Annotated in this window: 15 protein-coding genes; 7 read left to right on the top strand and 8 right to left on the bottom strand. The window is 59.5% G+C overall.

Annotation, left to right across the window (positions count from 1 at the left end; all coding sequences use genetic code 11):
* Positions 1–54: 54 nt before the first annotated feature.
* From E4631_RS12865 to mazG, 6 genes are all read right to left on the bottom strand, one after another.
* The gene (locus E4631_RS12865) at positions 55–885 is read right to left on the bottom strand and encodes an energy transducer TonB (RefSeq protein WP_133656790.1); all 831 of its coding nucleotides are present in this window, start codon (positions 883–885) and stop codon (positions 55–57) included.
* A gap of 180 nt (positions 886–1,065) precedes the next feature.
* Entirely contained in the window at positions 1,066–1,893 is an 828-nt protein-coding gene (locus E4631_RS12860) for a TonB family protein (protein ID WP_240734864.1), read from the bottom strand.
* Positions 1,890–2,444 (bottom strand): biopolymer transporter ExbD, encoded by a 555-nt coding sequence (locus E4631_RS12855; protein ID WP_133656791.1) that lies wholly within the window; start codon positions 2,442–2,444, stop codon positions 1,890–1,892. Before E4631_RS12855 ends, E4631_RS12860 begins: the two co-directional genes overlap by 4 nt.
* Before the next feature lie 12 nt (positions 2,445–2,456).
* Positions 2,457–3,086 (bottom strand): biopolymer transporter ExbD, encoded by a 630-nt coding sequence (locus E4631_RS12850; RefSeq protein ID WP_133656792.1) that lies wholly within the window; start codon positions 3,084–3,086, stop codon positions 2,457–2,459.
* 202 nt (positions 3,087–3,288) lie between these two features.
* A complete protein-coding gene (locus E4631_RS12845) occupies positions 3,289–4,170 on the bottom strand; it encodes a MotA/TolQ/ExbB proton channel family protein (RefSeq protein WP_133656793.1) in 882 nt (293 codons plus the stop codon).
* 341 nt (positions 4,171–4,511) lie between these two features.
* Positions 4,512–5,348 carry a nucleoside triphosphate pyrophosphohydrolase gene (mazG, locus tag E4631_RS12840; protein ID WP_133656794.1) on the bottom strand — a complete coding sequence of 279 codons (837 nt, stop codon included), beginning with the start codon at positions 5,346–5,348 and terminating at the stop codon, positions 4,512–4,514.
* Positions 5,349–5,517: 169 nt separating this feature from the next.
* On the opposite strand from mazG, the gene glmM reads away from it, so the two are divergent.
* The 6 genes from glmM (at position 5,518) to E4631_RS27045 (ending at position 11,669) form a co-directional block, all read left to right on the top strand.
* Positions 5,518–6,912: a phosphoglucosamine mutase gene (glmM, locus tag E4631_RS12835; RefSeq protein ID WP_133656795.1), complete on the top strand. Its 1,395-nt coding sequence runs from the start codon at positions 5,518–5,520 to the stop codon at positions 6,910–6,912.
* Between the two features lie 79 nt (positions 6,913–6,991).
* Positions 6,992–8,140 (top strand): cysteine desulfurase family protein, encoded by a 1,149-nt coding sequence (locus E4631_RS12830; RefSeq protein WP_133656796.1) that lies wholly within the window; start codon positions 6,992–6,994, stop codon positions 8,138–8,140.
* 93 nt (positions 8,141–8,233) lie between these two features.
* Positions 8,234–9,277, top strand: a complete 1,044-nt coding sequence (locus tag E4631_RS12825) for a helix-hairpin-helix domain-containing protein (protein ID WP_133656797.1) — start codon at positions 8,234–8,236, stop codon at positions 9,275–9,277.
* Positions 9,278–9,353: 76 nt separating this feature from the next.
* A complete protein-coding gene (locus E4631_RS12820) occupies positions 9,354–10,622 on the top strand; it encodes a PepSY domain-containing protein (protein ID WP_133656798.1) in 1,269 nt (422 codons plus the stop codon).
* A gap of 161 nt (positions 10,623–10,783) precedes the next feature.
* Positions 10,784–11,227 (top strand): transposase family protein, encoded by a 444-nt coding sequence (locus tag E4631_RS12815; protein WP_166648015.1) that lies wholly within the window; start codon positions 10,784–10,786, stop codon positions 11,225–11,227.
* Positions 11,142–11,669, top strand: a complete 528-nt coding sequence (locus tag E4631_RS27045; protein ID WP_166648016.1) for a transposase family protein — start codon at positions 11,142–11,144, stop codon at positions 11,667–11,669. Before E4631_RS12815 ends, E4631_RS27045 begins: the two co-directional genes overlap by 86 nt.
* Positions 11,670–11,745: 76 nt before the next feature.
* Here the strand turns inward: E4631_RS27045 and E4631_RS12805 are convergent, their stop codons facing one another.
* A complete protein-coding gene (locus E4631_RS12805; RefSeq protein WP_240734860.1) occupies positions 11,746–13,035 on the bottom strand; it encodes an MFS transporter in 1,290 nt (429 codons plus the stop codon).
* A 132-nt stretch (positions 13,036–13,167) separates the two neighbouring features.
* Between E4631_RS12805 and E4631_RS12800 the strand changes: the two genes are divergently transcribed.
* Positions 13,168–13,560 (top strand): hypothetical protein, encoded by a 393-nt coding sequence (locus E4631_RS12800; protein ID WP_133656802.1) that lies wholly within the window; start codon positions 13,168–13,170, stop codon positions 13,558–13,560.
* 92 nt (positions 13,561–13,652) lie between these two features.
* Here the strand turns inward: E4631_RS12800 and E4631_RS12795 are convergent, their stop codons facing one another.
* Positions 13,653–14,576, bottom strand: coding sequence for an NAD(P)/FAD-dependent oxidoreductase (locus E4631_RS12795; RefSeq protein ID WP_133656803.1), 924 nt, complete (start codon positions 14,574–14,576; stop codon positions 13,653–13,655).
* Positions 14,577–14,632 lie beyond the last annotated feature (56 nt).

Below are 14,632 nucleotides of genomic sequence, written 5' to 3'. Positions count from 1 at the left end.
ATTAGCCTGCAAAAAAGGTCACAAAATCTCAGTTTCCTACTATCCGCACTTACTTTACTGATATTGAAACGTGATGGGCAAGGTAAAGCGCACCGGTACGGCGTGCTTACTTTGGTAGCCCGGCGTCCAATTAGGCATCTGGCGCACTACGCGTTGTGCCTCCTCATCGAGGCCGTAGCCCAAGCCCTTGAGCACCGTTACCTCGGAGATAGAGCCATCGGCCTGCACTACGAAGCTCAAAAACACGCGTCCTCCAATCCCTTCGGCCAGCGCCGCGCCAGGGTAGCGCAAGTGGCTGCGCAGGTAGCGCAGCATGGCCTCCTGCCCACCCGCAAACTCCGGCATTTTCTCAACGACTATAAACGGCTCACTGGACGTGGCAGTAGTAACCGTACCTGTTTCGCTACCCCCTACTTTGCCGCCAACTTCGGTAGACGATGCAAGCGCATCAGTCGCATTCGGGGTGGCTGGTCCCACGGGTCCATCTGGCACGCCAGCCAGCGGGGTGGGGGTAGGGCGTGGCTGAGGCATATCATCTTTCACTACTTCATGAGGAATAGCTGGCGCCGGGTGCGTGGCAACAGCCCGGGCGCGGGGCTGCTGCGGCTCGGCTACTTTCGGGTGCTCTATTACAACAGTTGCTGGTGGAATGATAGGAGTCACCTTGTGCGTGAGAATAACCATCGGCGTGGCTGTGGGCACCAGCTGCCGCCAAGCTGCCCAGCTAAGCAGTAAAAAGGCAAATAGCAGCAGCGTGATGCCCCCGGCCGAAGCAAGGTTGCGCTGGTAATCATGACGCAGTTGGTAGGCGCCGTAGGCTTGGTTGCGGCCTTCAAATACAACCTCGTCAAGGCTGTCGAACAAGAATGCGGGAAGAAGTGGCATGGTGGGCAAAAAGAATAAGTGAGGGAAAATGTTGAAAGCAGCTAGCTACCAGACTGATGCTATCGCACTCTTTTTTCCACATCACCGCCACACTTTTATGCAGCATTATTTTTTTGCCGCGTACGCAAAAAGGCCCTGGCTGCATTGCAGCCAGGGCCTTCTCCTTATAGCAGTTTCAGACTACTGAATTTTCAGCGTTACCGGTACCGTAAACGATACTTTCACTGCCCGGCCATTCTGCTTGCCTGGGATAAACTTCGGCAGCGCTTTGATGGAACGGATAGTTTCGGCGTCAACTGTACCAGTCAGGCCTTTCACAATTTTTACGTCCGAAACGTCGCCGTTCTCATCTACCGTAAAGCTGGCGAAAACCCGGCCTTCTACCTGGTTGCGCAGGTCAACCGCAGGGTAGCGGAAGTTTTTCTGAATAGCGTTTACGATGGCACCCATGCCGCCACCACCGGGGAGGGCTGGCATCTGCTCTACGTAGGTGTAGACTTTGGCTTCAACAACCTCTTCTACCACCTTGTTGCCTTCGCCACTCAGGGCGCTGAGGTCGGGGGCGTCCGTGTTGCCTTTTACGGTCACGGTAGCTACCGTTTTATCCTTCAGCTCGTCTTGGTCCGGAACTTCTTCCTTCTTTACCTCTTCGTCCTTCTTTACAACCGGCGGAGTAAACTTCACGGTCGTCAGCTTGGGCGGCGGGGGTGGGGGCGTTTCGGGTGGCGGTGGGGGAGGCGGGGGAGGGGTAGCATTGTCCAAGGGAGGAGCATCCATGAGGACGTTCTCCTTCAGGTTGAGTACTTCCTTCGGCTTCCGGTCTTCCAGCATCTTGGCGATGGCCGGAATGAATACTAGGAGCGCCAGCAGGGCCGTACCAACGATGAGCGCCCGCGTTACGTTGCGCCCATAGATACGCCGAAGCTGAAAAGCGCCGTACTCTTTATTACGCCCCTCGAATACGATGTCGTTCAAGCTGGCATTAGCCAGCTGCGCATTGTCCATCATAGCAGGTTCTGTTTTTTAATGAGGTCAATGTCTTTCTTCGAGATGTCAATCAACGCGTACTTCTTTTGATTGGTGATGTTCATCTCATCCAGAATGTCAACCATATTCTTGTACTTGGCATCTTTCCCATCGTAGGAATAAGGCTCAATCAGAATAATGGGCTCGGGCTGTTGCTTCTGGCGGGCCAGCAGTACCTGGCGGATACCATTGGCCGAGAAGTCTGTAACCTTGATTTCAGGTACAGCCACGCTCTTGTCGTTGGGCTCGTTCAAACCGAAGTAGTAGAAAACCTTATCATTGGGCGCCAGGATGATAGTAACAGCCTGCGACGCTTTGATTTTGGTTTGCTCCTCGGGGTTCGGGTTCTTCTCCTTAACCGGCATCGTGAGCTGCATCACGTTAGGCTTGGCGAAGGTGGTCGTGAGCATGAAGAAGGTCAGGAGTAGGAAGGCAAGGTCAACCATGGGCGTCATGTCGATTTTGGTCGACATTTTCTTTGCCCGCTTCTTGCCTCCCTTACCGGAGTCGCCTTTTTGTTGTATTTCAGCCATGATTTCAGACGTTTATTGAACAGAAGTTGGCTTCATTTCCAGGCTGGTCTGCAGGTTGAAGCGGTTGATGTCCTTTTCCTGAAGAATTTTGATAACCGTTTGCACGGTTTTCACATCAGCATTGCCATCGCCTTTAATAACCAAGAAAGTAGGTTTCTTGAAAATGGCGGCGTTAGCCTTGCGAGCTTCCAGTACCCAGTCAATCACTTGATTGTTAAGCGAGTCATAAGGAACACCGGGTAGCTTAGGGTTCAGTGCCTTACGCTCTTCGGTATTCTTATCGAGGTAGCTACCAAGCTGCCCAATCGGCACGCCGAAGTTAGGCATCAGCGAAAACTGCTTTATCTGGGTAGGCGTAAACGAAACCCCGTATTTAGCGGCTACTGCCTTGATGGCTGCTTCTTTCACCGGAGCTTTATCGTAGCCAAAGAAGACGCGCTTCTTGTCGTCGATAGTCAGGGTCAGAATATCGCTGTCGGGAGCCATAAAATCCGATGTCGAAGATGGCGGGTCAACTACCACAGCTTCATCGGGGCGGAACTGCGTGGTCAACATAAAGAATGTTACCAGCAGAAACGCTAGGTCAACCATCGGCGTCATGTCGAGCGACGGCGAGGTGCGGTGCGGTTTTACTTTAGGCATTGCCGGAAGAGGTTAAAATGACTGGGCGGAGCCATATGCAAGAGGGAGAAGGTGTTACCATCAGCGGGTCGCAGGCTGTTGGCCTTGGCGAGAGCCGCTCACTAGTACTGATGCCGGCTGCACACTAATTGCACACGAGTCCAGGAAAAAAAGTAGGGCGGGGACGGCGAAACGCCTCCGCCCCTTTTTTCGTGCCAGTAGCTTACGACTCCTGGCCTTTGTTGCCGTGCTGAGCAGCAAAGGTTTGGATGATGCTGAAGCCAGCCTCATCAATGCTGTAGGTCAACTCGTCAATCTTGCTGGTGAAGAAGTTGTAGGCTACGATGGCCAGGGCCGACGTACCGATACCGAGTGCCGTGTTAATGAGGGCTTCCGAGATACCCGATGCCAGGGCCGTTGCGTCGGGGTTACCAGCCTGGGCCAGTGCCGAGAAGGCCTTAATCATACCGAATACCGTACCGAGCAGACCTACCAGCGTGGCGATAGAGGCCAGCGTCGAGATAATAACCAGGTTCTTTTCGAGCATAGGCAGCTCCAACGCGGTGCTCTCCTCAATTTCTTTCTGGATGGCCAGTACGCGCTGGTCGGTGTTCATCGTGGTTTCGCGACCCATTTCCTGGTATTTCTTCAGGCCGGCGCGAACTACGTTGGCTACCGAGCCTTTCTGCTGGTCGCAGATGGCGATGGCACCGTTGATGTCGTTAGAATTCAGCTTTTGACGCACACCGCGTACAAATTCTTCGATGCTCTTGCTGCCTTTGGCTTTCGAGATGGTCAGCGCGCGCTCAATCGAGAAAGTGATAACGCAAAGCAACATGGTCATCAGTACCGGTACGATAACTCCACCCTTGTGCACAATGCCCAGGTAGTCGCCGGGTTTTGCGTTGTTCTCGGGGTTGCCACCTACGTAGTGACTGCCATCGCCGAGTACGAATACGAATATTACGATACTAGCAATAAAGGCAAGGATGATAACGATGACCGAAAACAGCGAGGCGCCACCGCTGCTCTTGGCGGGTGCGGCCTTAGGTGCGGCCGGCGCAGCGGGCCGAGCGCCCGGGTTTACAGCATTTTTCTGTTCCATGAGTCCAGTAAGTGTAGGAGGTGGGGGGTTGGTTGAAGGGGAAAAAAAGAAAGTATTACGAAGCAGCTGTTTAGTGTATGCTACCTGATGCTACCCCCGCAAGCAGAGGTTTCGGGGCCGAATCTACGCCGAAGCCAGTAAAATCCAGACTTAATAGAATTTTTTTTGAGTGAGTTACCACTCATCAGCATGGTAGCGGGGAGATTTTTGAAGGCCGAAAGCTCACCTGAATTGCGGATGAACGGCAAACGTAAGGTGCGGGGCGGAGGTTGGCACCTTCGCTGCCCAGCAGGGAGGTAGGGGATAGGACTTTTACAACCAGTTGCCGATAATTCAGGGAATTAGCTGGGCGTGGTTTCGCTTTGTTTAGCCTCATTCCAGTACGTATCCATTTGGACCAGCGTGAGGTCGGGCAGGGCTTGGCCAGCTTGAAGGGCGGCCGTTTCCAGGTATTGAAAGCGCCGAATAAATTTTCGGTTAGTACGCTCCAATGCTTCTTCCGGATTAATGCCAGCAAAGCGCGCAAAGTTGACCAGTGAGAATAATAGGTCGCCAAACTCTTGGGTGGCGCGGGTGGCCTGGGCCTCATCGGCGGGGGGCTGGCCGTGGCCGTATTCGGCCCCAAACTCGGCCAGCTCTTCCTGCACCTTGAGCCAGACCTGGGCCGGGTCTTCCCAGTCGAAGCCTGCGCCACGGGCTTTTTCTTGAATGCGCATGGCCTTTACAAGAGCGGGTAAGGAAGTGGGCACGCCGCCGAGCACGCCGCCGGTATTGCCCTTTTCCCTGAGCTTGAGCTGCTCCCAGTTGCGCTTCACGGCGGCTTCGTCGTCGGCTTTCACATCGCCATAGATGTGCGGATGGCGATAAATGAGCTTCTCGCATTGCGCATTGAGCACGTCGGCGATGTCGAAGGCGCCTTGCTCGGCGGCAATGCGGGCGTAGAATGTGAGATGCAGCATCACATCGCCCAGCTCCTTTTTGAGGTCGGGCAGGTCGTGGCGCAGAATAGCGTCGCTGATTTCGTACGTTTCCTCGATGGTGAGGTGGCGTAGGCTTTCGAGCGTCTGCTTTTTATCCCAGGGGCATTCCTGGCGCAGGCGGTCGAGCACATCGAGCAGGCGGCCGAACGCCGCGAGCTGGTCGGGGCGGCGGGCAGCGGTGAGCAAAGAATTTTCCATAAAAAAAGCGCAGGCTAATTGTTCTTGCTGGTCGGAGCAAAGCGCCTATCAGTTGGTTGTGTGGCCCAGCTTAGGCCTTCGTAGCACGCTGGCTAACCAGCCACGAAGCTAAAAAGGAAAGGCTAGAAAGGCCAAATTGCCTACTTTTGTACAGCTTAAAAGAGAAAAAGTGACCCTAATAAAATCTATTTCCGGCATTCGTGGCACCATCGGTGGTCCGGCCGGCCAAGGGCTTACCCCCCTCGACGTAGTAAAGTATACGGCGGCCTACGGTACCTGGGCGGCCACGCAGCAGTCGGGCAGCAAACTCATTGTCATTGGCCGCGACGCCCGCCTTTCGGGCGAAATGGTGAGCCGCCTTGTGGCCGCCACCCTGCAAGGGCTGGGCTTTGACGTACTCGACCTGGGCCTCAGCACTACCCCCACCGTGGAGATGGCCGTGCCCGCCAAGCAGGCGGCCGGCGGCATTATCCTCACGGCCTCGCACAACCCCAAGCAGTGGAACGCGCTAAAGCTGCTCGACGCGCACGGCGAGTTTTTGTCGGCCGCGGCCGGCGAGCAGGTGCTGGCGCTGGCCGAAGGCGATAGCATTGAGTATGCGCCCGTGACCAAGCTGGGCAAGTACACCACCGACGATACCTTCCTGGCCGAGCACATTGCCGCCATTCTGGCTTCGCCGCTGGTGGATATTGCCGCCATTAAGGCCAAGAATTTTCGGGTGGTGGTCGATGCCGTGAATAGCAGCGGGGGCATTGCGGTGCCGCAGCTGCTGGCGGCGCTGGGCGTGGAGACGGTGGAGAAAATTCACTGCGAGCCCACTGGCGACTTTGCCCACAACCCCGAGCCGCTGCCCGAGAGCCTGCGCGACATTGCTAGAGTGCTCGAAAAAGGTGGCTTCGACCTCGGCATTGTGGTGGACCCCGATGTGGACCGCCTGGCGCTGGTGAGCGAAAACGGCGAGATGTTTGGCGAAGAATACACGCTGGTAGCCGTGGCCGACTACGTGCTGGGCTACCACGGCGGCGGCAACACAGTGAGCAACCTCAGCAGCACCCGCGCCCTGCGCGACGTGACCGAGAAGCACGGCGGCACCTACACCGCCGCGGCGGTGGGCGAGGTGAACGTGGTGACCAAGATGAAGGAAACCAACGCCATCATCGGCGGCGAGGGCAACGGCGGCATCATCTTCCCCGAGCTGCACTATGGCCGCGACGCGCTGGTGGGCATTGCGCTGTTTTTGACGCACCTGGCGAAGTCGGGCCTCACCATGAGCCGGCTGCGCAACTCCTACCCCAGCTATTTTATCTCGAAAAACAAGATTGAGCTAACGCCCGACATCGACACCGACCGCGTGCTGGTGCAGATGGAGAAACGCTATGCCAAGCAGCCGGTGAACACGATTGATGGCGTAAAAATCGAGTTTGATAAAGAGTGGGTGCATCTGCGCAAGTCCAACACCGAGCCCATTATTCGCATTTATGCGGAGTCGGACTCGAACGCCACGGCGGAGCATCTGGCTCAGAAAATTATTGCCGATATTAAAGAGATTATTTCGACTAATTAGCGTGTAGGGTAAGCTTTAGCTTGCCGTGTTGCGCGATTCATTTTTGCTACCGACGGCAAGCTAAAGCTTACCCTACCCTATGCACGCCTACTTCGACAACGCCGCTACTACCCCCCTCGACCCCGCTGTGCTGGATGCCATGCTGCCCTACCTGGCTCAGCACTACGGCAACCCCAGCTCGCTGCACGGGCCGGGGCGGCAGGTGCGGTCGGCTATTGAGCAGGCGCGCAAAACCGTGGCGCAGCTGATTAATGCCGCGCCGAGCGAGATTACGTTTACCTCGGGCGGCACGGAGGCCGATAACTACGCCATTTTTGGCAGCGTGCGCACGCTGGGGCTGAAACACGCCATCACGTCGTCGCTGGAGCACCACGCCGTGCTGCACCCGCTGCAAGCGCTGGCCAAAAGCGGCGAAACCGCGCTCAGCTACCTGCGCCACGACGCCCAGGGCCGCCTCGACCTGGCGCACCTCGACGAACTGCTGGCCGCCCACCCACGCACCTTCGTGAGCCTGATGCACGGCAACAACGAGCTGGGCAACCTCAACGATATTCAAGCCATCGGCGACATCTGCGCCCGGCACGACGCTATCTTCCACACCGACACGGTGCAGACGATGGGCCACTACCCCCACGATGTGCAGCAGCTGAGCAACCACTTTCTGGTAGGCTCGGCGCACAAGTTTCACGGGCCGAAGGGGGTAGGGTTCCTGTACCGGCGCGGCGGCGTGGAGGTGGCACCGCTCATCCACGGCGGCTCGCAGGAGCGCAATGTGCGCTCGGGCACCGAGAATGTGTACGGCATTGTGGGCTTGGCCAAAGCACTGGAAATTGCCTGCCACGATATGGCTGAGCACCAGCGGCACGTGCAGGCGCTCAAGGACCGGTTTATCAGCCAGCTGCGGGCTGGCATTGCCGATGTGCAGTTCAATGGCCTTTCGACCGAGGCCGACCAAAGCCTCTATACGGTGCTCAGCGTGAGCCTACCCCCCTCCAGCATCAGCGAGATGCTGCTCTTTAGCCTGGATATCAATAAGGTAGCGGCGTCGGGCGGATCGGCCTGCACCAGCGGTGCGCAACTCGGCTCGCACGTGCTCGAAGCCCTGGGCGCCGACCCCAACCGGCCCACCGTGCGCTTTTCGATGAGCAAGCTCAACACGGAGCAGGAAGTGGACTTCGCCGCCGTGCAGCTTGTCAAGCTCTACCAATCGGTAGCAACGCCGGTTTAGCGCCGACGGGCCTCGACTATGAGGTAAAAACGAATTGCCGGGGCTATACTTGCGGGTTGCTGGATTTGATTGTACTAATCCAGCGGTTCTGCTATGCCTGCTTCGCCGCCGCCTCATCGCCCGCCCGGAAACCGCTGGCCCGCCTGGCGCTGGCTGCGGCGCTACTTCGGCTTTTCGCGGGCCGAAACCAGCGGTTTCGTCTTGCTGCTGCTCGTAGTCCTGGCCATTGCCGCCCTACCCCCACTGCTGCGCCCCACCGACCCCGTCTACTTGCCCGCCGCCGACCAGCACCAGCTCGACGCCTGGAGCCAGGACCTCAGCGCCCGCCTCGACTCGGGGCGCGCCGCCAGTACCCACGCCTTTGCCGAGCGCTATCCGGCGCGGCCGCGCGGTGGTGGCAGCCGTTACCCCGCGGTGCCGCAGGTGCGCCTGGCGCCATTTGACCCCAACGCCCTCACGGCTGAGGGCTGGGAAGCGCGCGGCGTGCCGCACTTCGTAGCCGGCCGCATCGTCAACTACGGGCAGAAGGCCGGTGGCTTCCGGGCCAAAAGCCAGGTGCAGCGCGTGTACGGCCTGCCCGACTCGGTGTACCAGCGGCTGGCGCCGTTCATGCAGCTGCCTGAGGCGCTGCCGGGGCGCGGCAGCGCTGGCTACGCGGCGGGTGGCCGCTTCGGGGCCGGCGAGGGGGGTAGGGCCTTCGAGAAAGTGGCGCGCAAGCCGGCGCACTTGCAGCCTTTCGACCTTAACCTGGCCGATACTACTCAGTTGATGCAGATAAAAGGCATTGGCCGGGGCCGCGCCAAGGGGCTGGTGAAGTACCGCGCCGAGCTGGGCGGCTACGTGGCTGAAAGCCAGCTTACCGATTACTTCATGCTGCGCGATGCGCCCGACCTCGTGGACAGCCTACGCAAATACACTTTCGTGGCGGCCGGCTACGCGCCCCGCCCGGTGCTCGTGAACTCGGCCACGTTTGATGAGCTGTGGCCGCACCCGCTGGTGCGCAAGCCGCTGGCCCGGCTCATTGTGGCGTTTCGCAAGCAGCACGGGCCTTTTAAAACGCCCGACGACCTGCGGCAAATCAAGATTTTGAAAGAAGAAGACTTCGTGAAATTGCGGCCCTACGTGCGCTGTGAGTAGGTGTTTGTCGATTATTGCGACGGATGTTATTTGAAATCGTTCTAAATTGCGGCTGCATTAAATCGACTTGGCCGTTATGAAAGTGTTTTTTCGCCGCATTCACCTATATCTGGCTTTGGCGGCCGGCTTGGTGTTCTTCGTGCAATGCCTGACAGGCACGGTGCTGGTTTTTGAGGAAGAGATTACGCACGCGCTCTACCCGGCGCGCTACAGCGTGGCGGTGCCGGCCGGCCAGCCCCGGCTGGCACTGGCCCAGCTGGCCAGCCAGTTTGAGCAAGCTAACCCTGCAGCAAAAGTCCTCGGCTTCAAGGTATATGCCGACCTGGCCCGCACCGTGGAGTTGAGCTACCGCGACGGCAAATCCCGCCCCGATGGCCCGCCCCGCGGCGAAATGGGGGGTAGGGAGCCCCGGCCGCGCGGCCAGGAAGGCGGCGAAGGTGGCGGTGGCGGCGAGCGGGGCGAAGGTCGTGGCGAAGGCCGCGGCCCACAAAAGGGCCGGCCCGAGCGCGGCAGCACGGCCTTCGTCAATCCTTACACCGCCCAAGTAGTTGGCTTACAAAAAGAAAAGCAATTGCCCGTATTCAAGTTCGCCGAAGACCTGCACCGCCGCCTGCTGGCCGGTGAGGTAGGCAAGACGCTCACGGGGCTGTCGGCGCTGTTTATCCTCGTCATTACGGCCACAGGCATTGTGCTGTGGTGGCCCAAAACGCGCGCCCTGCTCACGGGCCGGCTGCGCATCAAGTGGGGCGCCAGCGGCAAGCGCATTACCCACGATTTGCACATCGTGCTGGGGTTTTACTGTTCGCTCTTCCTGTTTGGGCTGGCCTTCACGGGTGTGATTATGTCGTACCGCTGGGCCACCGAAAGCCTGTTTTGGCTCACTGATTCGCGGCCGACGGTGGGGCTCCCTACCCCCCGCTCGGCAGCCGAAGGCGGTAGCATAGTAGCCTACGATGCGGCCCTGCGTACCGGGCAGGCCACCTACCCCACAGCTGATTTTTGGCGCATCGGCGCACCCAAAGACCCGGCCGCGGCAGTGGCCGTGAGCGCGCCTAGCACCCTGCCACTGCGGAGCCTGGGCCTCGATACGCTGTTCGTGGACCGCACCACCGGCGCGGTACTGGCGCAGCACCTATACAGCTGGCAAACGGCGGGCGCGCAATTGCGCCGCCTCACCAAACCGCTGCATACCGGCGAAATCGGCGGTATCTGGACCAAAATTCTGGCCTTGGTGGTGACGCTGTGCAGCCTTACGTTCCCGGTCACGGGCGTGCTTATGTGGCTGAACCGGACGCGTAAGCCTAAGCGCAAAAGCGGGCGGGTTGCGGTGGCGGTTGGAAATTAAAGGTTTGAAAAGAACGGTTATGCTGAGCTTGTCGAAGCATCTCGCCCGCGTAGTAATCTCAATGTAAAGAATAGACTTGTTCCCAAATAGTATTTTTGGGAATGCTTGACGTGAATACGATAATTGATGACCGACAAATGCGGTCACTAACGGGGTTGGATATGGCCGCTTTTTGTGCCTTGGCTGAGCCCTTTACGAGTGGTTGCCAGCAAGAAGCGGATGCGCGTTTTTCCGAGCAGCGCCCCCGGCAGCGCAAGACTGGCGCAGGGCGTAAAGGCGTGTTAGCCAGTCCACAACAAAAGCTTTTATTCAGCCTCTACTACCTGAAAACGTACCCCACCTTCGACGTGTTGGCGGCCACGTTCGGCTTGTCCCGTTCCAAAGCCTGCGAAAATGCCCACCGCTTGGCCAAGGCCCTCGAGCGGACGCTACAGGCGAAAGGGGTGCTGCCCGTGCGGGCCATTGCCTCGTTGGCCGAGATGCACGCCCTTTTTGCCGACGTGCCCGTGCTCTTGCTCGATGCCACCGAGCGGCCCCACCACCGGCCGCAAGCCGTGGTCGACCGGCAGGCGGACTATTCGGGCAAAAAAAAGACTCCCCCGTAAAAACACGCTCATCGCCGACCCCAGCCGCTACATTCACTACCTGGGACCCACTACCAGCGGGTCTACACACGACTACCAACTACTTAAAAATGAATTTGATGTAAACCTGGGCCTCCTCGACCTGTTTGACTTGCTGGCTGACTTGGGCTATCTGGGTCTGGTCCGGGACTACGACCTGCCAGCCACGAGTTTGCCCCATCGCAAGCCCCGACGCAGCAAAAAATGCCCCGTTGCGGCCCTGACTGACGCCCAACGCGCTGACAATTGCGCTCATGCGCGCCGCCGCGTCCGGGTCGAACACGCTATCAGCGGGGCCAAACGCCTGGGCTGCGTCGCCCAAACCTACCGCAATAAATCCAACGCGTTTAACGACAGGATAATGGCTATCGCCTGCGGCATTTGGAACTGGCATCTCACACAGAGAACAACAAACCCTATTTAGGAACAAGTCTAATTACTTGCGCGGGAGAGATGCTTCGACAAGCTCAGCATAACCGTTCTTTTTCGACGCCAAAGAGCTACTTCTTCTCGGCGCCTTCTTGCAGGTTGCGCAGCTGGTCGGCGCGCCAAGCAGTGAAGCCCACTACTACCAGCGTCATTATCCCGCCGAAGACTACGCTGGGCACGGTGCCCATGAGCTTGGCCGTGGCGCCGCTCTCGAAGCTGCCGATTTCGTTGCTGGAGCCGATAAAAATGTTATTTACCGCCGAAACCCGACCTTTCATGTACTCGGGCGTGTAGGTGTGCACCAGCGTCGAGCGCACGATGACGGATACCGAATCGAACACGCCCGTCAGGAACAGCAGGAATAGCGAGAGGTAGAGATTAGTTGAAAGCGCGAAGGCGATGGTGGCCGCGCCGAAGCCCGCCACGGCCCACAGCAGCTTGCGGCCCGCGCCCTCTTTGAGGGGCGAAAACGTGAGCCACACGGCCATGAGCACCGAGCCCACGGCAGGCGCGGCGCGCAGGTAGCCGAAGGCATCGGGGCCGCCGTGCAGGATGTTGCTGGCGAAAAAGGGCAGTAGCGCCACTGCCCCGCCAAAGAGCACCGCGAACATATCGAGCGATAAAGCGGCCAGCACCAGCTGGTTGCTGAAGATAAACTTCACCCCGCTCAGAATGCTTTCGCCCAGACTCAGGCGCTCCCCCTCAATGGGGGGCAGCTCGCGGCCCGCAATGCTAATGAAGAATAACAGCGCCAGCCCCTCCATTACCGTATCGACGCCGTAGGCAAACTCGATGCTGCGGTGCAGCAGCAAGCCGCCAATGGCCGGCCCGATGACCGCCGACGCCTGCCAGGTAGTGGAACTCCAGGTGATGGCATTGGCGAGCAAGCTGCGCTCGGGCAGCAGCTGCGGCATGAAGGAAAACAGCGCCGGCCCCATAAAGCCCCGCGCGATGCCGCTCACGAAAATGACCAGGTAGAGCGGCCACACAATGGTGGCATTCACGGCGTCGAGGTGCACGCGGCCCTGCTCCAGCAGCGCCTGCTGCAAGGGGTGCGCCAGCCACCACAGCGTGACGGCGCACAGAAAGAGCACCACCACGGCCGGCACCACAATGTTTTTGCGGCGCACCGAGTCGGCCACGTGCCCGGCATACAGCGACACCGTGATGCTCGGAATGGCCTCGGCCAGCCCGATGAGGCCCAGCGCCAGCGGGTCGTTGGTGAGCTTGAAAATCTGCCAGCTGACTACTACCCCCTGAATTTGAGTGGCTATCGAGAATAAGGCGCGAGCCGTGACGTAACGCCGAAAGTCGAGCACGCGCAGGGCCGCGTAGGGGTCGTGTTTGGTAGCGGGAGGCACACTAGGAGGCATGGGCAACTATAATGACGCGAAAGAATAAGAACCGCCAAGGCAGGCAAAGGTAGGCTTGGGGGGTAAGGAAAAGCGGCCTATCTTGCGTACAAGCCCGCTTTAGTCGAGCTTATCGCGCCAATGACTTCCGTCGGCCTCGACCTGCTGCACCGCCCCGACCTGCCCGCCGTTATTGCGCGCTGGCAGCGGGCCGTCACGCCCAGTGAGCTGCAAGCCGGCTACGAAGCCGTGCTGGCCACCGCCGATGCCGCCAGCTGCGGCCGCTGGCTGCTCGACCTGCGCCGCCGCGAAGACCTCACCGAGCCCACCGTCAACGCCTGGTTTAGCAGTGTGTTTGCCCCTATGCTTCGTGGTCGCTACCCCGAGGCTGCGCGGCTGGCCTTTCTCATTTCGCCGCTGCGGGCGCAGCAAACCGTAACGGCCATCGTGTCGGCCACCGATACCGATTGCGAAATCGCCACTTTTACCGATGAGGCCGTTGCTTACAAGTGGCTGAGTAGAAGCGTAGGGTAAGCTTTAGCTTGCCGCATTCAGTTCTGGTTGGGCAGCGTCGCGCCAGTTGCGGCAAGCTAACGCTTACCGTACACTTTCCGGCAAGCTTTAGCTTACCCTGCGCTGCTTACTTGCTCTTTGGTGAGCGCCTCATTCAAACATATGGCGGCTTTGTTGCCTTCGGCGGCGGCAATCAGGGCCTGCTGCTGGCCGGGCGTAGTGTCGCCGGCCGCGTAGAGGCCCGGAATGCTGGTTTGCGAATTCTTATCGACCCACACGGCGCCTTTGCCGTTGAGCTTGGCGCCCAGGTCGGCGGCCAGCGAGCTGCGCTGCTCCTGCGGCGCGTGCAGAAACAGGGCCTTGCGCTCCAGGTAGTTGCCATCGGTGAATTCGACGCAGCGCAACAGGCCGTCGGGGCCGCCCACCAGGCCCGCTACCGGTTCCTGGCGCAGGCCAATGTGGTGCTGGCGCAGCCGCTGCCGGCCGTAGGCAGTGAGGTGACCGGGGCCGTCGGTCACGACCACAATATCGCTGCTCCAGTTGGTGAGCAGCAGTGCCAGGCCCACGGCGGTTTTGCCCCGGCCAAACACGGCCAGCGGCTGGTCGCGCACCTCGTAGCCGTGGCAGTAGGGGCAGTGCAACACGCCCGAGCCCCACAACTCGCGGAAGCCGGGTAGGGGCGGCAGCACGTCATCGACGCCGGTGGCCAGCAGCACGCGGCGGGCCGTGCCCGACCAGGCGTGCCCCTGGCTGGTAGTGCCGGTGGCCCGAAAGCCACTCGCCAGCTTTTTTAATTCACTGATTTTTAGCTCTTGAACGCTAACGGTGGGGTAGGGAGCCAGCTGCGCTCGGCCCAGCTCCAGCAGCTTGGCCGGGCGCACGCCGTCGCGGGTCAGAAAGTTGTGCACAGCGCCCGAGGGGGCGTTGCGCGGCGCCCCCCCGTCGGCCAGCAGCACGCGGCGGCGGCAGCGCCCCAGCGTGAGGGCCGCGCTCAGCCCGGCGCTACCGGCCCCAATGACGAGAACGTCGTATTCCATAGGTTACTCAATCGAGAGAAGAGGATGGTTGGCTCGGAGGCCCCGTTGCTAAAGCC

This window comes from Hymenobacter sp. UV11, assembly GCF_004684095.1.
Taxonomy (GTDB): Bacteria; Bacteroidota; Bacteroidia; order Cytophagales; family Hymenobacteraceae; genus Hymenobacter.
The sequence above is the reverse complement of the archived record's forward strand: the minus strand, read 5'-3'. Positions and strand labels throughout refer to the sequence as shown.

Excerpts from the sequence above, each read along its gene's own strand:
- E4631_RS12825 (WP_133656797.1), top strand. The coding sequence starts at position 8,234 with ATGCCTGCTTCGCCGCCGCCTCATCGCCCGCCCGGAAACCGCTGGCCC.
- E4631_RS12850 (WP_133656792.1), bottom strand. The coding sequence starts at position 3,086 with ATGCCTAAAGTAAAACCGCACCGCACCTCGCCGTCGCTCGACATGACG.
- E4631_RS12855 (WP_133656791.1), bottom strand. The coding sequence starts at position 2,444 with ATGGCTGAAATACAACAAAAAGGCGACTCCGGTAAGGGAGGCAAGAAG.
- E4631_RS12815 (WP_166648015.1), top strand. The coding sequence starts at position 10,784 with ATGGCCGCTTTTTGTGCCTTGGCTGAGCCCTTTACGAGTGGTTGCCAG.
- E4631_RS12795 (WP_133656803.1), bottom strand. The coding sequence starts at position 14,576 with ATGGAATACGACGTTCTCGTCATTGGGGCCGGTAGCGCCGGGCTGAGC.
- E4631_RS12865 (WP_133656790.1), bottom strand. The coding sequence starts at position 885 with ATGCCACTTCTTCCCGCATTCTTGTTCGACAGCCTTGACGAGGTTGTA.
- E4631_RS12845 (WP_133656793.1), bottom strand. The coding sequence starts at position 4,170 with ATGGAACAGAAAAATGCTGTAAACCCGGGCGCTCGGCCCGCTGCGCCG.
- E4631_RS12800 (WP_133656802.1), top strand. The coding sequence starts at position 13,168 with ATGACTTCCGTCGGCCTCGACCTGCTGCACCGCCCCGACCTGCCCGCC.
- E4631_RS27045 (WP_166648016.1), top strand. The coding sequence starts at position 11,142 with ATGCCACCGAGCGGCCCCACCACCGGCCGCAAGCCGTGGTCGACCGGC.
- E4631_RS12860 (WP_240734864.1), bottom strand. The coding sequence starts at position 1,893 with ATGATGGACAATGCGCAGCTGGCTAATGCCAGCTTGAACGACATCGTA.
- mazG (WP_133656794.1), bottom strand. The coding sequence starts at position 5,348 with ATGGAAAATTCTTTGCTCACCGCTGCCCGCCGCCCCGACCAGCTCGCG.
- E4631_RS12830 (WP_133656796.1), top strand. The coding sequence starts at position 6,992 with ATGCACGCCTACTTCGACAACGCCGCTACTACCCCCCTCGACCCCGCT.
- E4631_RS12820 (WP_133656798.1), top strand. The coding sequence starts at position 9,354 with ATGAAAGTGTTTTTTCGCCGCATTCACCTATATCTGGCTTTGGCGGCC.